General features: G+C 63.5%; 16 protein-coding genes. 5 read left to right on the top strand and 11 right to left on the bottom strand.

Annotated features, from left to right (window positions below; genetic code table 11):
* Positions 1 to 12 precede the first annotated feature (12 nt).
* Entirely contained in the window at positions 13 to 2,562 is a 2,550-nt protein-coding gene (locus AC57B6_RS26095; protein ID WP_496422450.1) for an ATP-binding response regulator, read from the top strand.
* A 48-nt stretch (positions 2,563 to 2,610) separates the two neighbouring features.
* On the opposite strand, the gene AC57B6_RS26090 is transcribed toward AC57B6_RS26095, so the two are convergent.
* Entirely contained in the window at positions 2,611 to 3,723 is a 1,113-nt protein-coding gene (locus tag AC57B6_RS26090) for a hybrid sensor histidine kinase/response regulator (RefSeq protein WP_496422386.1), read from the bottom strand.
* A 259-nt stretch (positions 3,724 to 3,982) separates the two neighbouring features.
* Positions 3,983 to 5,518: a MocR-like pyridoxine biosynthesis transcription factor PdxR gene (pdxR, locus tag AC57B6_RS26085; protein ID WP_496422385.1), complete on the bottom strand. Its 1,536-nt coding sequence runs from the start codon at positions 5,516 to 5,518 to the stop codon at positions 3,983 to 3,985.
* Positions 5,519 to 5,653: 135 nt separating this feature from the next.
* Here pdxR and AC57B6_RS26080 point away from each other — a divergent pair, with 135 nt between their 5' ends.
* Both AC57B6_RS26080 and AC57B6_RS26075 read left to right on the top strand, forming a co-directional pair.
* A complete protein-coding gene (locus AC57B6_RS26080; RefSeq protein ID WP_030098989.1) occupies positions 5,654 to 6,391 on the top strand; it encodes an NAD-dependent epimerase/dehydratase family protein in 738 nt (245 codons plus the stop codon).
* A complete protein-coding gene (locus AC57B6_RS26075) occupies positions 6,388 to 6,909 on the top strand; it encodes a cupin domain-containing protein (protein ID WP_496422384.1) in 522 nt (173 codons plus the stop codon). The genes AC57B6_RS26080 and AC57B6_RS26075 overlap by 4 nt, the downstream gene beginning before the upstream one ends.
* Before the next feature lie 35 nt (positions 6,910 to 6,944).
* Here AC57B6_RS26075 and AC57B6_RS26070 read toward each other — a convergent pair whose 3' ends face one another.
* Positions 6,945 to 7,916: a LysR family transcriptional regulator gene (locus AC57B6_RS26070; RefSeq protein ID WP_030098991.1), complete on the bottom strand. Its 972-nt coding sequence runs from the start codon at positions 7,914 to 7,916 to the stop codon at positions 6,945 to 6,947.
* A 137-nt stretch (positions 7,917 to 8,053) separates the two neighbouring features.
* Here AC57B6_RS26070 and AC57B6_RS26065 point away from each other — a divergent pair, with 137 nt between their 5' ends.
* Positions 8,054 to 10,348, top strand: a complete 2,295-nt coding sequence (locus AC57B6_RS26065; protein ID WP_496422383.1) for an NADP-dependent malic enzyme — start codon at positions 8,054 to 8,056, stop codon at positions 10,346 to 10,348.
* Between the two features lie 62 nt (positions 10,349 to 10,410).
* Here AC57B6_RS26065 and prpF read toward each other — a convergent pair whose 3' ends face one another.
* The 3 genes from prpF to prpC all read right to left on the bottom strand — a co-directional run bounded on the left by prpF (position 10,411) and on the right by prpC (position 15,642).
* The gene (gene prpF / locus AC57B6_RS26060; protein WP_496422382.1) at positions 10,411 to 11,595 is read right to left on the bottom strand and encodes a 2-methylaconitate cis-trans isomerase PrpF; all 1,185 of its coding nucleotides are present in this window, start codon (positions 11,593 to 11,595) and stop codon (positions 10,411 to 10,413) included.
* A 35-nt stretch (positions 11,596 to 11,630) separates the two neighbouring features.
* Positions 11,631 to 14,228 (bottom strand): Fe/S-dependent 2-methylisocitrate dehydratase AcnD, encoded by a 2,598-nt coding sequence (acnD, locus tag AC57B6_RS26055; RefSeq protein ID WP_496422381.1) that lies wholly within the window; start codon positions 14,226 to 14,228, stop codon positions 11,631 to 11,633.
* A gap of 244 nt (positions 14,229 to 14,472) precedes the next feature.
* The gene (prpC, locus tag AC57B6_RS26050) at positions 14,473 to 15,642 is read right to left on the bottom strand and encodes a bifunctional 2-methylcitrate synthase/citrate synthase (protein WP_028193986.1); all 1,170 of its coding nucleotides are present in this window, start codon (positions 15,640 to 15,642) and stop codon (positions 14,473 to 14,475) included.
* 287 nt (positions 15,643 to 15,929) lie between these two features.
* On the opposite strand from prpC, the gene prpR reads away from it, so the two are divergent.
* Entirely contained in the window at positions 15,930 to 17,930 is a 2,001-nt protein-coding gene (gene prpR / locus AC57B6_RS26045) for a propionate catabolism operon regulatory protein PrpR (protein WP_278499879.1), read from the top strand.
* Here the strand turns inward: prpR and AC57B6_RS26040 are convergent.
* The 5 genes from AC57B6_RS26040 to AC57B6_RS26020 are packed head-to-tail and all read right to left on the bottom strand — an operon-like array spanning position 17,887 to position 22,955.
* Positions 17,887 to 18,285, bottom strand: coding sequence for a helix-turn-helix domain-containing protein (locus AC57B6_RS26040; protein ID WP_046571453.1), 399 nt, complete (start codon positions 18,283 to 18,285; stop codon positions 17,887 to 17,889). The two genes, prpR and AC57B6_RS26040, sit on opposite strands and share 44 nt — an antisense overlap.
* A complete protein-coding gene (locus tag AC57B6_RS26035; RefSeq protein ID WP_144194050.1) occupies positions 18,282 to 19,451 on the bottom strand; it encodes an NAD(P)/FAD-dependent oxidoreductase in 1,170 nt (389 codons plus the stop codon). Before AC57B6_RS26035 ends, AC57B6_RS26040 begins: the two co-directional genes overlap by 4 nt.
* Positions 19,448 to 20,818 carry an FAD/NAD(P)-dependent oxidoreductase gene (locus tag AC57B6_RS26030; protein WP_496422380.1) on the bottom strand — a complete coding sequence of 457 codons (1,371 nt, stop codon included), beginning with the start codon at positions 20,816 to 20,818 and terminating at the stop codon, positions 19,448 to 19,450. The genes AC57B6_RS26035 and AC57B6_RS26030 overlap by 4 nt, the downstream gene beginning before the upstream one ends.
* Complete coding sequence (locus AC57B6_RS26025; protein ID WP_030098998.1) at positions 20,803 to 21,117, bottom strand: (2Fe-2S)-binding protein; 315 nt, start codon at positions 21,115 to 21,117, stop codon at positions 20,803 to 20,805. Before AC57B6_RS26025 ends, AC57B6_RS26030 begins: the two co-directional genes overlap by 16 nt.
* Complete coding sequence (locus AC57B6_RS26020) at positions 21,114 to 22,955, bottom strand: ABC transporter ATP-binding protein (protein WP_496422449.1); 1,842 nt, start codon at positions 22,953 to 22,955, stop codon at positions 21,114 to 21,116. The genes AC57B6_RS26025 and AC57B6_RS26020 overlap by 4 nt, the downstream gene beginning before the upstream one ends.
* Between the last annotated feature and the right edge of the window lie 6 nt (positions 22,956 to 22,961).

Here is a 22,961-nt window from a genome sequence, read left to right as displayed (position 1 = left end):
ATTGGAGGCCAGATGGTGATGCCGCGCGAGAGTATGCGGGATTTGCTGGAACGAAGCCGGCTTGCAATTCGATGGGGAGGCATACTCGGCCTCCTGTGCCACCCCATTTACTACGTCGTCTGGACCTATGTGCTGCCGCAGCCGTATGACAACCTCTGGCTTCGGCTGAGTGCGGCGGCCGTCTGCATTCCGTTGATCTTTCAGGCGCGTTGGCCCAAGCGCTTTAACAACGCGCTGCTGATCTACTGGCATTGCTGCCTGATCTACGTATTGCCGTTTGTTTGTACATTCCTCGCGATCAGAAATTCGTTCTCCACCATGTGGATGATGACCGAGGTCATGATGCTTTTCATCATGGCGCTGTGTATTGACAATCCGCTTTTGCTGATGGCCTGCATCAGCGTCGGTATTTTTTCCGGTGCGCTGGCCGCGGTAGCCACCTCGCCGGCTCCGATCGTGCTGAGCGCGGCCAACCAGTCGGATCTCGCCGTGCTGCCCGTCGTCGTTTTGTGCAGCATGGCGTTCAGCTATGCAATCAGCAAAGGGCGCATCTTTGTCGAACGAAACCGGGCTTTGCAGGCCCTCGCGGGCTCGATCGCCCATGAAATGCGTAATCCCCTCAGCCAGTTGAAACACGTTCTGGATCGCGTGGAAGAGGCGCTGCCCGCCACGACGGAATCCGACCGGTCGCCGGCGCTGCCGCACGACCAGGCGGCCGTGCTTTATCGTCATGTGGCTCACGGCCAGTTGTCGATTGAGCGAGGCCTGCGCATTATCGCAATGACACTGGACGAAGTCAGCGCAAAACCCATTCGCTCGGATTACCGCGCCTATCTGAGCGCGGCGAATACCACACGTAAAGCGCTGGACGAATATGGCTTCAGCGATGAAAAGGAGCGCAGCAAGGTCAGGCTCGCGGTACTGGAAGATTTCACTTTCAAGGTCGACGAAACCGTCTATCTTTTCACCCTGTTCAATCTGATCAAGAACGCGCTTCATCACATTGCCACGCATCCTTCGGCAACGCTCACACTCACGATCGACCGGCAGTGCGTGATCGTTCACGACACCGGCCCGGGGATTTCGCCCGACATCCTGCCGCATCTGTTCGAGCCCTTCCGCACAGCGGGAAATTCGGCTGGCACAGGATTGGGACTGGCCTACTGCCAGCGCGCGATGCGCGCTTTTGGCGGCACGATCAGTTGCCGCTCGGAAGTCGGCAAATTTACGCAATTCACGCTGCAGTTTCCGGCCGTTCAGGAGAGCGAGGTTGTGGAGCACGAGCACAGGATCTTTGAACGCGCCGCGCCATTTTTCGGCGGCAAACGCATTCTCATCGTCGACGACGATGCCGCTCAACGGGCGAGAATCCGTCGCGCGCTATCGAAGGTGGGCGCGGACGTGAGCGAGGCCGCAAACGGCGAGACGGCGCTGGCCATGCTTCGGCAGGCAACGCCGTGGGATCTCGTGCTGATGGACATCAACATGCCGGGGCTGGACGGCTACACGACCAGCGAAAAGATCCGCGCGGGCCATCGAGATCCTAACTGGAATGTTCTGATCGTGGCCTACACCGTAGAGCCCAGCAATGTGGCACGCGTCCTCGCGCGGCGAGCCGGCATGGACGAACTCATCAGCAAATCCTGCAGCGTGGTGGAATTGATCAATACGCTGCAGACGCTCTTCGAGAACGGCAGCCGGCATCATCTGAAAGAGCGATTCGACGGCTTCGACGGCAAGACCATCCTGGTGGCGGACGACGACACCTACAGCAGGCTGGTTGCCAAAGGCTATCTGGAGCGATGCGGCGCAAGCGTCGTCGAGGCCGAACATGGGCAGGCGGTACTCGCCGGCCTGGCGGAGAACGACGCCATCGATGCCATCGTGATGGATCTGAATATGCCTGGCATGGGCGGTCTGGAAGTCACGGCGTTGATTCGTAATCGTGCCGACTCATATGCCAACGTCCCCATCATCGCCTTGACCAGTCAATCCGATATGGACGCCGTACAGGCCTGCCTCGCTGCAGGAATGAACGAGGTCATGATCAAGCCGGTGCAGGTCAGTTCCCTGTATGCGTCGCTTGCCAGACAGTTCGCCCAGCAACGTGCGTTGAACGCTTCAGCGAAGGCGGATCTATCGCAAACATCGGCTGGCCCGATCAGAAAACCTGCGACGATCGCGGAAGACAGTCTGCTTGACGAGAAACATCTCGAAGAACTGGTAACGCTTGATTTGCTGGATCAGTCGTTCCTCAATGGCATTGAACAGATTCGCTTGCTCGTGGCGCGACTCCCCGCCAGCGTGGCAGCTCGTGACCTCGAATCGACACACGATGCATTGCACCGCCTTCTTGGCATCAGCGGCAATATCGGGGCAAAGGCGCTGTATCAGTTCACGAGGCAGATTTATCCGCGGGTGGTAGGAGGCGAATGGCCTTCAGAACCTGACTGGCTTGAATGGATTTGCATGTTGGGTGAACGCACGGCTGACGCGCTGCAGACGTATTTCGTTTCGGCGAACGCACGTCGCGATCATCGGGACGTGCTGAGCGGTGGATAGCGGCCGAGTGTAGCCGTCGGGTGGCTCCCCGGCATCTGCGATGCGCGTTCAACTTCTGGAACGAGGAAAACTCATCGTTATCGTCGTGCCCGCACCCAAGGCGGATTCGATCCCGAGGCGTCCGCCTGACGATTGCATGATGCGGTTGCAAAAAATCATGCCCATGCCGTGCCCGCCGGACCCCGCGTAGGTCGTGACGGGGTCCTGTAACAGACGCGCCTTGATCTCCGGCGCAATCCCCGGACCGTTGTCGCGAATGCGGATCTCCGGTTCGGGCGCATCCACGACCTCGAAGCGCAACGAAGGCGCGCCTGCACCGTCGAGTGCGCGCAACGCGTTGGAGAGCAGCGAAGAGAGTACGAGTGCGACGCAATTGGGCATTGCGTGCACGACGAAATCCCCTTGTACGTCGACCTGTATGCAGTCTCTCTGCGAGGCCGTAAACGGATAGGTATCGAGCAAGCTTGCGATCAACTGCGTCGCCTTGACCTTGCGCGCTCCGGCGCCCGACGCGAACGGCTGGCCTCCGTTCTGGTGTACGGCCGCCCAGAAAGAGGAGATCAGCGTCAGGCAGTATTGCGCGTTGTTCTGCATCGACGTTGCCGCCTCGCCGATCGCCCTTTGACGCTCCGGATCGTATTGCTCGGCAACGTCGGTTTCGACGGCACGCGCAAAAAGCGAGATCGCCGCCAATGGCGTATTCAGTTCATGGGCGAGAAAAGCGAGCGTCTCATCCATTGCCGACAGGCGCTGCTGGCGCGTTTCCCGCTCGGTGTAGCGCGCGGTGGCCTGCCGCAGGACCTCGCGCAGCGTTTCGACCCGCAGCGGTTTTTCGAGAATGCGGAATACGTCACCGGTATTGACCGTCTGCAACAGCATGTCCTTGTCCGCATAGGCGGTCACAAGGATCCGCACGATTTGCGGATGCTCCTGCGCTACCTGACGCAGCAGATCGTCCCCCTGTCGCCCCGGCATGCGGAAATCGGTCACCAGTACGGCGATCTCCGCGGCGTACTCACTCAGTACTGCCATCGCCTCGTCTGCGCTGCGAGCGATACGCACGTGGTAGTCCTCACGGATCGCGCGGGCGAAGTGGTTGCGCGACATCTCGTCGTCATCGACGAACAGGATGGAAAACGGCGCTTGCATGGTGTCGCTCATCGAACTCCCGGCAGATCGAATTTGAACAGAGCCCGCTTCGCGGGTAATAAAACAATCGGATCGGATGCGCCGGATTGGGCACCCAGGCGTAGATCCGCCTTGAAGGCAAAAACCAGCGGCTATCGTAAGCGATTTTCAGAAGCGGGCAAGGCATGCAAGACGCACGGCAGTGCTTGAGCCCGCACGATTGGTCAATATCATTGATCTATCTGGCCGGCCGCGATGCCTCCAATCGGTCTGCGGCCAGGTGGATCGCCGGTCAACGCTCCAGCGCACGCGCAAGAGCGACCATCCCCGACTCGATTGCTTTACTGTCGACAGACGCGAAGCCCAATACCAGCCCCGGCGGCGCCGGACGGTCGATCGCATACAGCGACAGCGGGCGCGTCTCGAGGCCCGCGCGCGCCGCCCGGCGCGCCATGTCGGCGTCGTCGGTGCCGGGTTGAAAAAACGCCGGCGCATCGAGCCCGGCGACGATTCGCGGGACATGCAGGAGTCCGCAAAGATGCCGGTCGGCGGCCATCTTCAGTGCTTCGGCACGCTCGCCGTACAGCATGCGCATGCGCCGGATATGCCGGCCAAAATGGCCTTCCGCGATGAATTCATGCAACACCGATTGCTGATCCAGTGGCACATGCCGAGCCGTCAACGACAAGGCGGCCACGAACGGATCGACCAGACGGTCGGGCAAGATCGCATACGCGGTCCGCAGCGCGGGAAACAGCAATTTGCTGAAGGTGCCGCAGTAGATCACGTGTCCATCGTCGTCGAGACTCTTCATTGCGGCCAGAGGATTGCCCTCGAAGCGGTATTCGCTGTCGTAGTCGTCCTCGATGATCACGGCGCCTCGATCCCGCGCCCACTCGAGCAGCGACAACCGCCGTTCGAGCGCGAGCGACGGCCCCAACGGCGCCTGCCGCCCGGCCGTGACATAGGCCAGACGTGCGTCGGGGGCGTGCTGCCGCGCCCAGTCCACATTGATACCGCTGGCATCGACAGGCACGCCGACAACCCGCGCACCCGCTGCTTCGAGCACGAAACGCGCGCCCTGATAGCCCGGATCTTCAATCCACGCGGTGTCGCCCGGATCGAGCAGTAAACGCGCGCCCAGATCGATGGCCTGCTGGACACTGCCCAGCATCACGACATTTGCGGCGCTACACCTGATACCGCGCGATATCCCCACGTAGCCGGCAATCGCCTCGCGCAGCGGCCGGTATCCTTGCGCCTCACCGTCGCCCAGCAGATTTCGCCGGCTGCGGCGTACGCGTCTTGCCGCGAGCCGTGCCCACAGTTCGAACGGGAACGCATCGAGATCAGGTTGACTGGCACGAAAAGCCCGGGCGGCGCCGGGGCGCCCGCCCACGTCAAAGACGCTTCGCGCGAGCAGACGGCCACGGACCGAGAGCGCGACGGCACGCGCTTGAGCACCGCCATCGGTGTCGCGATGGTGGTTGCGAGCGCCCGACCGTCCGTCGCGCTTCCTGTTCGACAAGCGATCGCCGCTATCGGCATGCCGCCCGGACAGCTCGGGCAGTTCCGGCGCGACGAAACTGCCTCGTCCTACGGCGCCCGTCAGATAGCCTTCGGCGGCGAGTTGCGAAAACACGCCCAGTACCGTTCCGCGCGACAAACCGGATCGGGCGGCAAGATCGCGCGATGAGGGCAAGCGCGCGCCCGGCGCCAGACGGCCCGCCAGGATCGCCGCGCGCAGCTCGTCATATAGCCAGCGTTGCAGCGGCATGCCGTCCGGCCGCGGCGCCAGTGCAAGTTCAATCTGTTCCGCTCGGCGCATCGTCACTCGTTCAGATTGGCTCAGTCAATTTCGCAATAATGGATCTTTTTTGTAACCATTAAAAGCCCTATCGTCATCTCCATCGAAGGCGCCATACCGTGGCAGAGATTCACCATCGCAGACGGGAGAAGGTAAATGACACACAAGGTTTTTGTAGCTGGCGCAAGCGGCGCAATCGGCACCGCGCTTGTGCCGCTCCTGGTCGCCGCCGGCTATGCGGTGTTCGGCAGTACCCGGCGCGTGGAGCGGGCGAAAAAACTCGAGGACGCGGGCGTCACGCCGGTGGTTGTCGATGTATTCGACGCGGCCGCGTTACGCAACGCGCTGCTTCACATCGCGCCGCACACCGTGATTCATCAATTGACCGACCTGCCGCCGGGACTCGACCCGGCCCGGATGGCTCAGGCTGTGACAGCCAACGCGAGGATACGTGACGAGGGGACGCGAAACCTGGTCGCCGCCGCAGTTTCGGCCGGCAGCAGCCGCATGATTGCGCAAAGCATTGCGTGGGCGTATCGGCCCGGCGCGAAGCCTTACGACGAAAGCTGCCCGCTCGACATCGACGCGCACGGTACGCGCGGTACCAGTGTGCGGGGTGTCGCCGCACTCGAGCAACACGTGCTCCAAGCGAGGCCGCTGACTGGCACCGTACTGAGGTATGGGCAAATTTACGGCCCTGGCACCGGAGCCGATGCTGCGGCCGGTTCGAGCCCGTTGCACGTTGAAGCCGCGGCGTATGCGGCGTTGCTTGCCCTTCGACGCGGCAACGCAGGCGTATACAACATCGCGGAGGATAACGCCGAAGTCAGCAGCGCAAAGGCGAAGCGTGAATTAGGGTGGTCGCCGGACTGGCGATCGGTGCCGCACCAATGACCCCGCGCATATTGCCGGACCTGTCGGGTAGGCCCACGATGCTTGCCGCGATCGTGGCGTCCGCGCTGATGGCGGGCCCGGCAGCGCCCCGATCAGCGATCGACTGGGTTGCGAATCTTTGCGCGGGCGACGCGGCACCGTTGCTGTCTGACGCGTCGCCGGATGCCCGCGCCACGCGCCGCCCGGCTTCGACGGTCAAGGTTCTGTCGTGCGAAGCAATGCCTGACGCACCGGGCAAGTCGATAACGACGGCCATCGTCGACTTTCCGCCGCTCGGCTTTACGCCGGCGCACCGTCACCCGGGTTCGGTGACGGCCGTCGTACTGGAGGGGACGATCCGCTCGCAGTTGGAGGGCGGCGCGCCCCTCGACTACGTGAGCGGACAAACGTGGTTCGAACCGCCGCGCGCGCTCCATCTGTTCGCCGAGAATCTCGATCCGACCCACCCGGCGAGACTGCTTGCGACTTTCGTCACCGATACCGGTTGCGGGCCGCTGGTGTTACCGCCGAACCCGTGAGCCAGTCGCAGTCGATCACGCCGGGTTGACGAGTCCTAAGCTCGCGTTTGAGCGTACGTCTCCTTGCATATCTGGCGCAACGATTCGACGAACAGATTCTGCGCCGCGGAGTGTGGGCCCTCTGAACGGGTGAACAGCGCGATGGGCGGAAGCGTCCATTCGAACGAGTAAGGCACGATTGCTACACCCGCAAAACGAACCAGTTCCTCGGCAATATCCGAAGGCACGATCGACACCGCCTCTTCGCTCGAGGCAATCATTTCGCCAATGAGTTTGGACGAGTAACTCTCCACCACAGGCACCGGAGGTGCGGTGCCCGCCGCGAGAAACAGGTCGGCGACCTGCTCTCTCATCGGCGTATGAGGCGCGCCGAGAATCCAGTCCAGCGTCAGCAGCCGGCTCCAGTCGAGCTTCGTGCGCGCGAGTTTGGCCGCGAGACGCCGGTTCGCGATCAGACGGGGTTGCTGCCGGAACAGGACTTCAAAGCTCGCCTGTTTCAGGTCGACGGATGCCGCCGCCCGTCCGATCACAATGTCTACCGTATGGTCCTGCAACTGCGGCAACAGCTGATCGCTGGTGCCTTCGTGGATGGTGACGGTCAAGCGCCGCTCCATTCCGGATTGCAGCCGCTTTAGCGCGGCCGACAGCATCTGGCCGGAAATAAACGGAATTACGCCGATGTGCAGGTGCGCCGCATGCCCCGACGCAACGGCCTTCATATCGCGGGCCAGATGGTCGAGATCGTTGATCATCGCCCGGGCCCGTTCGAGCACAACCGAACCGAGCGCGGTGGGCAGCATGCCGCGCGACGAGCGCTCGAAAAGCGGCGTGCCGAACATGCTTTCCAGTTCGGCGAGGGCGTTGGTCACGGCGGGCTGACTGCTGGCCATATGTTCCGCGACGCGCGTCAGCGAGCCGTGCTGCTGGATTTGCAGCAACAGCACGAGGTGTCGCATCTTCAGACGCGCGCTCAGCCGCCTGACTATGTCGTTCGACTCAAATGTCATTGAGGGTCAAGACACCCATCACGAAAAAATGATGGGTCGATATTAAAACAAAATCATCTGCTTATGGCAGATCTCTAGAATCGCCTCAACGGATCGCGCCGGGACACGCCCGGCGCCCTCACCCAGGCGAGAACACCATGAAGCAGACAGAGACCGACCAGCAAGCCGCGTTCGACTACCACGAGTTTCCGACCCCCGGAAAGATCTCCGTAGTGGCCAGCAAACCGCTCGTGACCCAGCGCGATCTGGCGCTTGCCTACACGCCTGGCGTGGCCAGCGTCTGCGAAGCCATTGCGGCGGACCCGCTACAGGCACATCGCTTCACGAGCCGCGGCAACCTCGTCGGCGTCATTACCAACGGCAGCGCGGTGCTGGGCCTTGGGAACATCGGCGCCCTGGCTTCGAAGCCCGTGATGGAAGGCAAAGGCGTGCTGTTCAAGAAGTTCGCCGGCATCGACGTGTTCGACATCGAGATCAACGAGAGCGATCCGGACAAGCTGGTCGATATCATCGCCGGGCTGGAACCCACCTTCGGCGGCATCAATCTCGAAGACATCAAGGCGCCGGAGTGCTTCATCGTCGAGCGCAAGCTGCACGAACGCATGAAGATTCCCGTCTTCCACGACGATCAGCATGGCACCGCCATCACGGTATCCGCCGCGTTTATCAACGGTCTGAAGGTGGTGGGCAAGGCCATTTCGGAGGTCAAGGTGGTGACTTCCGGCGCCGGCGCGGCGGCACTGGCGTGTCTGGACCTGCTGGTCGACCTGGGCCTGCCGGTCGAAAATATCTGGGCAACCGATATTGAAGGTGTCGTCTATCGGGGACGTACCGCGCTGATGGACCCGGACAAGATGCGTTTCGCACAGGAAACCAGCGCGCGCACGTTGGCAGAAGTGATCGAGGGAGCGGATGTTTTCCTCGGGCTCTCGGTGGGCGGCATTCTGAGCGCGGAAATGCTGAAGACGATGGGCCCACGCCCGCTTATTCTCGCGCTGGCCAATCCAACGCCGGAAATCTTTCCTGAGCTTGCCCATGCAACGCGCGACGATGTCGTCATCGCCACCGGCCGCTCGGACTATCCGAACCAGGTCAACAACGTCCTGTGTTTTCCCTACATCTTTCGCGGCGCGCTGGACGTCGGCGCGACCACCATCACGCGCGAAATGGAAATTGCGGCAGTGCATGCCATCGCCGGTCTCGCGCAAGAAGAACAGAACGAAGTTGTCGCCGCCGCGTACGGCGCCTATGACGTCGCATTCGGTCCGCAGTATCTGATTCCCAAGCCGTTCGATCCACGTCTGATCGTGCGGATCGCACCGGCGGTCGCGAAAGCGGCGATGGAAGGCGGAGTGGCGACACGTCCGCTGCCGGACCTCACTGCCTATGTCGAACAGTTGCAGCAATTCGTCTACCACTCCGGCGCCTTCATGAAGCCGCTGTTCTCGACCGCGAGACGCCTCGTGCGCGAGGGTGGCAACGCGCGCATCGTCTTCACGGAGGGCGAAGACGAGCGCGTGCTGCGCGCCGTCCAGGTCATCGTCGACGAGAAGCTGGCGCGGCCGATTCTGGTGGGGCGTCCGGAAGTGCTGCTGGCACGCATCGAGCGATTCGGCTTGCGCCTGCGACTCGGGCAGGACGTCGAGGTGACCAACCCCGAATACGACGAACGTTTCCCCCAGTACTGGACAACGTACTGGGAATTGATGTGCCGCGACGGCATCACCAAGGAGATGGCGCGTGTCGAGATGCGGCGCCGCCTGACCTTGATCGGCGCGATGATGGTGCGGCTCGGCGACGCCGACGGCATGATCTGCGGCACGGTCGGCGCGTATCACGATCACCTGCGCTTTGTCGACCAGGTGATCGGCAAGAAGCGCGGCGCGCACACGTACGCGGCCATGAATATTCTGCTGCTGGATCAGCGTACGGTAGCGCTGGTGGACACCCACATCAACGACGATCCGAACGCCGAGCAGATAGCCGAATTTACGATTAGCGCGGCCAAACAGATGGAATGGCTGAACCTCACGCCCAAGGCGGCGTTGCTGTCGCGCTCGAACTTCGGTGCGGGCGGCGCGGCCTCGGGCGTGAAAATGCGCCGGGCGCTGGAGATCGTAAGGGAGCAGGCTCCGGAGCTCGAAGTCGACGGCGAGATGCACGGCGACTGCGCGCTCGACGAAGTACTGCGCTCGCGGATTCTGCCGACCTCGCCGCTCAAAGGCGCCGCCAATCTGCTGGTCTGCCCCAACGTGGATGCGGGCAACATTGCCTACAACCTGCTCAAGACCGGCGCGGGCAGCAACGTGGCAGTCGGCCCGTTTCTGCTGGGCGTCAACGCCCCGGTGAACATTCTGACGTCCAGCTCCACGGTCCGAAGAATCGTCAATATGACGGCGTTGACCGTGATCGAGGCGAATCGCGCCCAATAGCAGTCTTTCGATCGACGCGACAGGTATTGAATTGCATTCGTGCCGGGCTGGCAGCGCTTATCTCATGCCCCCGGCACCCTCACCCAGCCCTCCATCAAGACCCGTGCACTGCGGCTCATGATCGCCTTGGTGACCGTCCACTCGCCGCCTTCCTCGCGAGCCTCGGCCCCCACGCGCAAGGTCCCCGACGGATGCCCGAAACGCACCGCATCGCGCGCGCCGCCACCCGCCGCGAGGTTCACCAGGGTTCCGGAGATCGCCGCGGCCGTGCCGATCGCAACCGCGGCCGTGCCCATCATCGCGTGATGCAGCTTACCCATCGACATCGCGCGCACCAGCAGATCGACATCGCTCGCGGCAACCCGCTTGCCGCTGGAAGCCACGTAGTCGGCCGGCCTGGCGACAAAGGCAATCTTCGGCGTGTGCTGGCGCGTCGCGATCTCATCGATATTCTTGATCAGCCCCATGCGCACCGCGCCATGCGCGCGAATGGTTTCGAACATCGCCAGCGCCTTGTCGTCGCTATTGATCGCATCCTGTAGTTCGGTGCCCTTATAACCGATCGCGTCCGCGTTCACGAAGATGGTCGGGATGCCGGCATTGATCATCGTCGCCTTCAGCGTGCCGACACCCGGCACGTCGAGATCGTCGACCAGATTCCCCGTGGGGAACATCGCGCCGCCGGCGCCCTCTTCTTCGGCGGCCGGGTCCATGAATTCGAGCTGAACTTCAGCCGCTGGAAACGTCACGCCGTCGAGTTCGAAGTCGCCGGTTTCCTGCACGGCGCCGTCCGTGATCGGCACATGCGCAATGATCGTCTTACCGATATTCGCCTGCCAGATGCGCACAATCGCCACACCGTTATGCGGAATCCGGCTCGCGTCGACGAGACCCGCGCTAATCGCAAACGGTCCCACCGCCGCGGAAAGATTGCCGCAATTGCCGCTCCAGTCGACGAAAGCCTTGTCGATGGAAACCTGCCCGAACAGATAATCCACGTCATGATCCGGCTTGCTGCTCTTCGCGATGATCACCGTCTTGCTCGTGCTCGACGTCGCGCCGCCCATGCCGTCGATCTGCTTGCCATACGGGTCGGGACTGCCGATCACACGCATCAGCAGCGCGTCGCGCGCGGCGCCCGGCACCTGGGCGGCCTGCGGCAAATCCTGCAGCCGGAAGAACACCCCTTTGCTGGTGCCGCCGCGCATGTACGTCGCCGGAATCTTGATCTGAGGTTGGTGAGCCATAAAAGTAATGTCCTGATGAGAAAAGCTCGAAAGCCTTATGCCGCTGCCTTCGTCGATTCAAGAAAGTCCTGCGCGAAACGTTGCAGCACGCCGCCGGCTTCGTAGATCGACACCTCTTCCGCGGTATCCAGTCGGCACGTCACCGGAACTTCCACACGTTCACCGTTCTTGCGATGAATCACCAGCATGAGGTCGGTGCGCGGTTTGCGTTCGCCGATCACGTCGAAGGTTTCGGTGCCGTCGATCCCGAGCGTAAGACGATTCACGCCGGGCTTGAACTCCAGCGGCAACACGCCCATGCCCACCAGATTCGTGCGGTGAATCCGCTCGAACCCTTCGGCGACAATCGCTTCCGCACCGGCGAGGCGCACGCCCTTCGCGGCCCAGTCACGCGACGAACCCTGACCGTAGTCGGCCCCGGCAATCACGATCAGCGGCTGCTTGCGCTCCATGTAGGTTTCGATCGCTTCCCACATGCGCGTCACCTTGCCCTCGGGCTCGATGCGCGCCAGCGAACCGGCCTTCACCTTGCCGTCCTCCAACACCATCTCGTTCTTGAGCGTCGGGTTCGCGAAGGTGGCGCGTTGCGCGGTCAGGTGATCGCCACGGTGGGTGGCATATGAATTGAAATCCTCTTCCGGCAAGCCCATTTTGGCGAGGTACTCACCGGACGCGCTGTCCGCCAGAATCGCATTCGAAGGCGACAGGTGGTCGGTCGTGATGTTGTCGCCGAGCACCGCCAGCGGACGCATGCCCTTGAGCGTGCGTTCACCGGCAAGCGCGCCTTCCCAATACGGCGGACGGCGAATGTACGTGCTCATCGGACGCCAGTCATACAGCGGATCGGCCTTCTCACCGGTATCCACGGAAACGGCGAACATCGGTTCGTACACCTTGCGGAACTGCTCCGGCTTTACGCTCGAAGCAACGATCGCGTCGATCTCCGCATCCGACGGCCAGATGTCCTTCAGCCGGATTTCATTGCCCTGGGCATCGACGCCCAGCACGTCCTTCTCGATGTCGAAACGGATCGTACCGGCGATCGCGTAGGCCACCACCAGCGGCGGCGAAGCCAGGAAAGCCTGCTTCGCATACGGATGAATGCGGCCGTCGAAGTTACGGTTGCCGGACAGCACCGCCGTCGCATACAGATCGCGATCGACGATTTCCTTCTGGATCGCCGGGTCCAGTGCACCCGACATGCCGTTGCACGACGTGCAGGCATACGCGACCACGCCGAAGCCCAGTTGCTCCAGTTCCGGCAACAGACCCGCCTCTTCCAGATACAGCGTCACCGCCTTCGACCCCGGCGCGAGCGACGTCTTTGCCCACGGCTTGCGAGTCAGCCCGCGCTGATTGGCGTTACGCGCCAGCAAACCGGCGGCGATCATGTTGCGCGGGTTGTTGGTGTTGGTGCAGCTCGTGATCGCGGCGATGATCACCGCGCCGTCCGGCATCAGGCCCGGTTCGTTTTCCACCTTGCCGCTGATACCGCGCGCGGCCAGATCCGAAACCGGCAAACGGCGATGCGGGTTCGACGGACCCGCCAGCGTACGGACCACGGTGGACAAATCGAACTTCAGCACGCGTTCATACTCCGCGTGCTTCAGCGTATCGCCCCACAGGCCGGTTTCCTTCGCGTACGTCTCGACCAGCTTGACGAGTTCGTCGTCGCGGCCGGTAAGCTTGAGATACCTGATGGTCTGCTCGTCGATGTAGAACATCGCCGCCGTCGCGCCGAATTCGGGCGCCATATTGGCGATGGTCGCGCGATCGCCGAGTGTCAGGTTGGCTGTGCCCGCGCCGTAGAACTCGAGGTAGGCGCCGACCACTTTCTCCTTGCGCAGGAATTCGGTCAGCGAGAGCACGACGTCGGTCGCGGTAATGCCCTCGGCCGGCTTGCCCGTGAGTTCCACGCCGACGATATCCGGCAGCCGCATATACGACGCACGGCCGAGCATCACGCTCTCTGCTTCGAGACCGCCCACGCCGATAGCGATCACGCCGAGCGCATCCACCATCGGCGTATGCGAATCGGTGCCGACCAGCGTATCAGGAAAGGCCACGCCGTCTTTCACCTGCACCACCGGGCTCATGCGCTCGAGGTTGATCTGATGCAGGATGCCGTTGCCCGGCGGAATCACGTCGACGTTCTTGAACGCGCGCTTGGTCCAGTTGATGAAATCGAAGCGGTCTTCGTTGCGGCGATCTTCAATTGCGCGGTTCTTCGCGAACGCATCGGGATCGAAACCGCCGCACTCAACGGCGAGCGAGTGATCCACCACCAGTTGCGTCGGCACGACCGGATTGACCATCGCCGGATCGCCGCCTTGCGCCGCGATGGCGTCGCGCAGACCGGCGAGGTCGACGAGCGCGGTCTGGCCGAGAATGTCATGACACACCACGCGCGCCGGAAACCACGGAAAATCCAGTTCGCGCTTGCGTTCGATAATCTGCTTGAGCGACGCCGTGAGCATCTCCGGATCGCAGCGGCGCACGAGGTTTTCGGCCAGCACGCGCGAGGTGTACGGCAGCTTGTCATAAGCGCCGGGCTGGATCGCGTCGACGGCGGCACGCGTATCGAAGAAATCCAGCTGGGTGCCGGGAAGGCGTTTGCGGTTGGCAGTATTCATGGCGTAGGGGAAAACAGTAATGATCCGGGGACAATAGCGGCGGCGAGCAATCGGACAGTCTGTGTAGTTTAGCTTGCGGTGGCGCACCGGCTTACCGCATGTTTCGTTGACGCGCTGCAAAAAAACGGCCTTGGCTCGGGGTTCCAGCGAGCCAAGGCCCAACTTCATCGCGCCGCGCTCATGAGACGCAATGGAGGAGAAACGCTTACGGCTTTGCGATTACGTGGCTCACACGCTCGCAGCCTCAAACGCGCTTGGCGAGCGGCACGAACGGCAGGTCGTCCGGACCGGTGTAATTCGCGCTCGGCCGGATGATCTTGTTGTCGATCCGTTGCTCGATGATGTGCGCGCTCCAGCCCGCCGTGCGGGCAATCACGAACAGCGGCGTGAACATCGCCGTCGGCACGCCCATCATGTGATACGACACCGCGCTGAACCAGTCCAGATTCGGGAACATCTTCTTCGCTTCCCACATCACCGCCTCGAGCCGCTCGGCGATGTTGAACAGCTTCAGGTTGCCTGCTTCCTTCGACAGCTTCTTCGCGACTTCCTTGATCACCTTGTTGCGCGGATCGGAAATCGTGTACACCGGGTGGCCGAAACCGATCACCACTTCCTTGTTTTCCACGCGCTTGCGGATGTCGGCCTCAGCCTCATCCGGCGTCTGATAACGCGACTGGATCTCGAACGCGACTTCGTTCGCGCCGCCGTGCTTCGGGCCGCGCAGCGCGCCGATCGCGCCGGTGATCGCCGAGTAGATGTCCGAGCCCGTGCCCGCGATCACGCGGCCGGTGAAGGTCGACGCATTGAATTCATGCTCGGCATACAGGTTCAGCGACACGTGCATCGCGTCGACCCATTCCTTCGATGGTTCCACGCCGTGCAGCAGGTGCAGGAAGTGGCCGCCGATCGAATCGTCGTCGGTTTCCACTTCGATGCGCTTGCCGTTGTGCGAGTAGTGGTACCAATACAGCAGCATCGAACCGAGCGAGGCCATCAGCTTGTCGGCGATGTCGCGCGCGCCCGGCAGGTTGTGGTCGTCCTTCTCGGGCAGCACGGTGCCGAGCACCGAGACGCCGGTGCGCATCACGTCCATCGGGTGCGCGGCGGCCGGAATCCATTCGAGCGCGGCCTTGACGTTCGCGGGCAGGCCGCGCAGCGCCTTGAGCTTCGTTTTGTAGGCGGTCAGTTCGGCCTGGGTCGGCAGCTTTTCGTGAACCAGCAGATAGGCGATCTCTTCGAATTCGCACGCACCGGCGATGTCGAGAATATCGTAGCCACGGTAGTGCAGGTCGTTGCCGGTCTTGCCGACCGTGCACAGCGCGGTGTTGCCGGCCGTTACGCCGGACAGGGCGACCGATTTCTTCGGTTTGAAGGCGCCTGCGTTCGGCGTGCTGTTATCGGCTTCACTCATAATTTCGTCTCCAACTGCGGGGTTGCGTTCGTGCGGCGATCTGCGCGCCGAGCTTGTCTTAACGGGGTTCAATGCGGTGACCGGCGAAAACGGAAGCCAATAACGCAAAGAATGGGCCATGCGCGTCGCCAGCCGCTAAGTGCCTGATTTAACAAAAAATCGTTCCGTCGCAAGCTCGTCGTGAAATTTCACAAATGAAATCATTGATTTCAAATTCGAAAGACAGAGGCGCATAATAGCCGCACTAGCGATCCTCCGCGCCCCTCCTCCGACATGAGCCTTTCGCCGTGAGCACACCGCCCTTCGACCCCACACAGCGCCCCCGTATCTGGGCCGTCAGTATCAGCCGGCTACGCGATCTGTTCTTCGACATCGCCGGGGAATACGTGGAACGCGCCGATCTGCGGATCGTCGCGCGCGGCTTCGAAGACGCCGTGCATGAGATCGACGCGGTCGGCGCCGGTCGTCCCGATGTCGTGATTGCCGGTGGCTCCAACGGTGCGTATCTGAAGACGCGCGTTAGCGTCCCGGTCGTGCTGATCGGCCCGACCGGTTTCGACGTCATGCACGCGCTCACGCGAGCACGGCGCGACGGCGCGAAGGTCGCGCTCGTCACGCACGGCGACACGCCGGATGAAGTGCGGCGCTTCATTGCCGCGTACGGCATCGACGTGACATTGGCGTCGTATCAATCGGCGCAGGACGCGGAGAGTGTCGTTCTCGATCTGCGCGATCGCGGCATCGACGCCGTGGTCGGCCCGGGGCTCATCGCCGATCTCGCGGCGAGCGCGGGCATGAGCGCGGTGTTTCTGTACTCGCGCGCGTCGATACGTGCCGCGTTCGACACCGCACTCGAAGTCGCGCAGGCCACCCGCCGCGAAACGGTGCGCCGTCAGCGGCTCGACAATCTGCTGCAGCATCTGCGCGACGGCGTGGTCGCGCTCGACGCGCAAGGGCGCGTCGAAGCGATGAACCGGCGGCTCGCCGACGTGCTGGCCATCGACGCAGCGCAAGCCGTGGGCCGTGCGCTACTGGACCTCGCGCCCGATCTCGCCGGCAGCTTGCCGGATTCGGACGGCGACGCATTCTGCACGGTGCGCGGCGCGAGTTACGTCGTGCATCGCGGGCCGCTGGCTAGCAGCAACTCGGCGCCGGGCACCGTGTTGACGTTTCAGGAGTCCCGCGCGGTCGAAAAACTGGATCGCACCTTGCGTGCGCGGCAACGCGTGCAGCAGTTCAGCGCGCGTTACCAGCTTGCGGATATTGTCGGCGTGTCGGATTCCATGGAACGGGTCCGTGCGCTCGTGCGGCGCTACGCCCGATCGGACGCCACCGTGCTGATTCTTGGCGAAAGCGGCACCGGCAAAGAAATGGTCGCGCAGAGCATGCATCAATTGAGCGCGCGGCGCGACTTCGCGTTCGTCGCCATCAATTGCGGCGCGTTTCCCGAGGCGCTGCTCGAAAGCGAGCTGTTCGGTTATGAGGAAGGCGCGTTCACCGGCGCGCGCAAAGGCGGCAAGGCGGGGCTGATCGAAGTGGCCCACCGCGGCACGCTGTTTCTCGACGAAATCGCCGAGATGCCGTTGTCGCTGCAGAGCCGTTTGCTACGCGTGCTGCAGGAGCGCGAAGTCGTGCGGCTCGGCTCGACGGAACCGACTCGGGTGGACATCCGGATCGTCGCGGCAACGCATCGCGCGTTGACCGAAAGCATTGAAGCAGGCAGCTTTCGCGCGGACCTGTACTACCGGCTCAACATTCTGAGCATCGCCCTGCCGCCGCTGCGCGAGCGGCCCAACGATCTGCTGCCGCTCGCGGCGGAATTGCTGCTGCAGGCCGCGTCGCGCGAGCCGAGACTGACAGCGCGGCTGCCCGATGCCGACGCGGCGCGGCGCGTGCTTGCTCAGCTAGCCGAGCCGCTGAAGCATTACATGTGGCCGGGCAACGTGCGGGAGTTGCAGAACGTGATCGAACGGATTGCGGTTGAACTGGCCGATGGCGACGCAAACCCGGACGCAAACCCGGACAGAGACCCGGATTCGCACTCGAACGGCGCAACAAAAGCCGTCTTGACGCGCGAAGTCCTGCGCACCGTCGCGCCCGAAATCTTCGCGCAACCCCAGGCGCGCGCGAAAAAAACAGCGCTGACGTTACGCGAGCGCAGCCGTCATGTGGAGGCGGACGAAATCCGCGCCGCGCTCGCCGCGTGCGACGGCGATCGCGATGCGGTTTGCGAGGCACTCGGAATCAGCAAGACGACGTTATGGCGGAAGCTGAACGCGGCGCCGTAGCCTGACCCGCGCCACCCTGTTTTTCAGCGTTCGCTCCGGCGCGCGCAATGAACATGCTGGGCGTCATTCCGCAGCATCGTTTGAAATGCCGGCCGAAGTGGCTTTGATCGAAAAACCCCACCTCGGTCGCCACCACCGATCCCGGCATGCCCTCGAGCAACAAGGTTTGCGCCCGCTGAATCCGCAACCCGCACAGATAACGATAGGGCGATGAACCGTACTGCTGACGAAACACCGTCGCGAAGCGCGACACGCTGAGCGCGGACAGCGCGGCGAGCTGCGCGAGCGTCACCGGTTCGTCGAAATGGGCTTCGATAAACGCCCGGGCGGCATTGAGGCTGATGGACTGTTTCATGACGTCGCGATACTCGGGCGGAGCGCGGCTTCTTTCGCGAACCGGCTGACGGAAAACACGTCGAGCGGAATGGGCGTGCTACCCGTATCGACAAGCTCCGCCAGCGTCTCGCCAACACCCGGGCCGATCTGGAAACCCGAGCCGCAAAAACCGAACGCGTAGTAAAGACCGTCGACCTTGCTGCTCGGACCGATCACCGGCTCGCCGTCGGGCAGATAGCTTTCCACACCGCTCCACACGCGAATCACATGCAGCGGGGCCAGCGCCGGCACGAGCCGCCGCAACTGCGCGACTTGCCGCACGGTATTGCGCGGCAGGACCGAGGCGCGGCACGTCACGGCATCCGCTGGGCCAGCGGGACCGCCGCCGACAATGATGTTGCCGCGCGGAATCTGGCGGAAATAGATGCTCTCCTCCTTGATCGAGGTGAACACCCCCATCGACGACTTGAACACATACGGCACCGGCTCGGTCACCGCCATCTGCGGTCCGCTCGCGACGAGCGGAACGGGTTCGCCGAACTGTTCGGTGAGACGGCTCGCCCACGCGCCCGCACAGATCACGAGTTGCGCGGCCCAATACACGTCGCCGCGCGCGCTTTCCACGCGAAACCGCTCGCCGTCTTTTTCGACCCGCACGATCTCGCTGTTCTCGATCACCTGAGCGCCGAGCCGCGCGGCCGCACGGCCAAACGCAGGCGCGGCGAGACGCGGATTGGCGTGGCCGTCGAGTGGTGAAATCGATGCCGCCAGCACCTCGCGGCCTAGAAACGGAAAGCGGTTGAACAACGCGTCGCCGCGCAGCACGGTGAGGTCGAGACCATAGGCGCGGGCAGCGAGCGCGTATTGATCGAAATTCTCCACGTCCTTCTGGTGATAGCACACGCGCGTGTGGCCCACCGGCAGAAACTCGATGTCCTCGCCCAGCATGTCCTTCGAACGTTGCCAGGTACGCAGCGCGCGGTTCGCCATCTCGAGTTGCGGCAACGCGCGGCCCTGCCGGCGAATGCCCCCGAAGTTCACGCCGCTCGCCTGCTGTCCCGTGAGTCCACGTTCGAGCAGGATTACCGAGCGGTTACGCTGCCGCAGAAAGAAGGCCGTGGTCGTTCCCATGATGCCGCCGCCGATCACGATGACATCGGCTTCGTTAGCTGTTGCCGCGCTCATTCGTTCACCTCTTCGGCAAGCGCCACCGGCAGTGGTTTGACGGGCGCCTGACCGCGCAGCCGTCCCACCGACGACAAGGGCACCGAAGCCGCCGCCGCAATGATTTCCGCGCCCGCGTGGCCGCAATAACGCCCTTGACAACGCCCCATGCCGACGCGCGAAAAGGCCTTCGCACGGTTGGCTTCCTGCGCGCCGGTCGCGTGTACGACGCGGCGCAGTTCGCCGGCTGTAATCGCTTCGCAGCGGCAAACGATCGTTTCGTCCGGCAAAGACGCGGCGAATTGCGCCGGCCATGGAAAGGCTTCCCGCAGGCCCGCGGCAAAGCGGGTGAAACGCGCGAGTTCGGCGCGCAACGGCTCGACGCCTTCGACCTGCATGCCGTGATCGCGCAACGCCGCCAAAGCCGCGAGGCGGCCGGAACGCTCGGCGGCGTCCGCGCCGCGCACCCTTGCACCGTCGCCCGCCAGATAGATACCTTTGACGCTGCTGCGGCCGTCTTCGTCGATTTGCGGGAGCCACTGCTGCGCGTTGTCGTCGAACACAAAGCGGCACCCCGCAAGGTCCGCAAGCTGCGTCTCCGGACGCAGGTGATAACCGAGCGCGACCGCATCGCACGCGAATTCGAGTGGCTTGCCGCCAGGCAATGCAACCACAACGCCACTCACGCCGTCTTGCGCCGACCCTTTGATTTCCACCGGCTGCACGCCGCGATAAACCGGTACCTGCGCGCTTGCCAGCACACGCGTCAACGCAATGCCCTTCCTGAGCGCGGCCGGAATCGCCAGCAAACGCGGCAGCGCGGCCACCCGCTGCATGAAGGTCGACGTATCGAGCACCGCCGCCACCTGCGCGCCCGCCTTGACGTATTGCGCGGCCACCAGATACAACAGCGGACCGCTGCCCATCATCACAATGCGCGAACCGATCGCACAGCCCTGCGATTTCAGCGCAACCTGCGCGCCGCCGAGGCTGTATGTGCCAGCCTGGTGCCAGCCCTTCACCGGCATCAGCCGGTCCGTCGCGCCGCTGCAAACAATCAGCGAATCGAACGGCAGGGTCCGATAATGCGTGCCGCTCGCCAGATGCACCGCGCCCGGCGATATATTCCAGACCAGCGTCTCCGGCAGATAATCGATCTTCTGCTTCAGCGCATCGAAGCTCTGATGCAACGAAGCGGCGCGCTCGGCCTCAGTGCCGTACAACGTCTCGTAGCTGCGCGAAAACCCTTCCGGTTGACGCCGATAAATCTGGCCGCCGTCACGCCGGCCTTCATCGATGAGCGTTGGCCGCAGTCCCGCCTCGACCAGCGCCTGCGCGGCGCGCACGCCTGCCGGCCCGGCGCCGACGATCACTACACGCGGGGCCATACACCCTCCCCGGCTTCGGCCAGTTTCGTCACGATCGCCATGCCGGGCGCCGCGGGCGTGCTGCAGGCCCGCACGCGGTCGCCTTGCGCCGTCCAGACCCAGCAGTCCTGGCACGCGCCCATCAAACAGAAACCGGCGCGGCGGCCGTCGCCGAATTCGGAGTCGCGCAAGGTGCTCACGCCGGTCAGCAAGGCGACCATCAACGTATCGCCCTCGGCGGCCTCGCGCACGACGCCGTCCACGGTAATCGAAAAGGTCTTGCGGCCCGTCTCCGCGAGCCGTACGAATCGTCCGCTCATGCCGGGGTCGCCTCCACGGTCTGCAAGCGGTTCAGTTCCGCCGCCGGATGATGACAAAGAATCTCCGCGCCCGAAGGCAGTTTCTTCAGCGAAGGCGGCGTGACATTGCACTTCCCGTCGATGCGTACCGGGCAGCGCGCGCGGAACGAGCACAACTCGGGGACATTGGCGCTCTCGCCCATCGGCGGCAACGCGGCACAACCGACCGCGCGGCGCGCGTCGAGCCAGCCCGGTTTCAGCGCGGGCACCGAATCGACCAGCAAGCCCGTGTACGGGTGATACGGCGGCGCCGCGAGCACGTCGCGCTGCCCGGCTTCCACGCGATGTCCCGCATACAGCACGATCACTTCGTCGCAAACCGCGCGCACCGTCGAGATGTCGTGACTGATGAACATGTACGACACGCCGAGTTCGCGGCGCAATTCGGCCAGCAGATCGAGAATCGCCGCGCCGACCACCGTATCGAGTGCGGACGTCACTTCATCGCAGAGGATCAGTGCGGGATCGGCGGCAAGCGCGCGCGCCAGATTCACGCGCTGCTTCTGGCCACCGGAAAGTCCGGCAGGCGTGCGCGTGGCAAGCGAGGCGGGCAGTTTCACCAGGTCGAGCAATTCCAGCATGCGTTTTTTGGCGGCCGAACCCCGCAGATGGTGATAGAACGCGAGCGGGCGGCCCAGAATGTCGGCGATCGAATGGCTCGGATTCAGCGCGGTATCGGCGTTCTGGAACACGATCTGGATCTGCCGGTACTGCTCCGGCGTGCGGCGCGATAGTTGCGCGGGCAGCAGCGTGCCGTTGAAAAATACTTCACCGCGTGCGCGGTCGACCAACCCGGCTACCACCCGCGCGAGCGTCGTCTTGCCGGAACCGGATTCGCCGATCACGCCGAGCGCGCTGCCGCGCGGGATCGACAGGCTCACGTCGTCGAGTACGCGCACAGCGGGCGCACCAAAACGGTCGACGCGTCCGTAGCCCGCCGCGAGCCCGCGGATTTCGAGCAGCGGCGGGATATGCTTGCCGTTCTGCGGCGTTGCCAACTCCACTTCAGGACGCCGTGTAGCGGCGAGCAATTGACGCGTGTAAGCATCCACGGGTGCATCGAGCACTTGCGCGACCGCGCCGTTCTCCTTCACCGCGCCGCCATTCAGCACGACGATGCGGTCCGCCATCTGCGCGACCACCGCCAGATCGTGCGACACGTACACGGCGGTGGTGCCGAGTTCGCGAATCACCTTCTTGAAGGCCGCGAGCACCTCGATCTGCGTGGTGACGTCGAGCGCGGTGGTCGGCTCGTCGAACACGACGACAGCCGGATCGGTGATTAACGCCATCGCGGCCATCAGGCGCTGCAACTGGCCGCCGGATACCTGGTGCGGATAACGCTCGCCGATCGTCTCCGGCGCCGGCAGAGCAAGTGCGCGAAACAGTTCGATCGCTTTCGCGCGCGCTGCTTCGGCGGACATCACGTGATGCAGCAGGGCCGGTTCGGTGACCTGATCCATGATCGTGCGCGACGGATTGAAGCCTGCCGACGCACTCTGCGCGACATACGCCACGGTGCGTGCCCGCAACCCACGCCGGCCTTTGGCATCGAGCGACAGCACCTCCACGTCGCCTACGCGCACCGAGCCGCCGCTGATCGAACATCCCGCCCGCGCATAACCGAGCAGCGACAACGCGATCGTCGTCTTGCCCGAACCGGACTCGCCGATCAGCGCCAGCACCTCGCCCTTCTTCACCGAAAAACTGACACCCTTGACGATTTCCGTCACCGGCCCCGGCGCCGCGCCCGCGACCACCCGCAGCCCCTTCACCTCAATCATGTCCCGCTCGGTCAGCTCAGC

It is taken from the genome of Paraburkholderia sp. BGA-UO-ETr-F12 (assembly GCF_059567945.1).
This window is presented reverse-complemented; position numbering and strand designations above follow the sequence as displayed.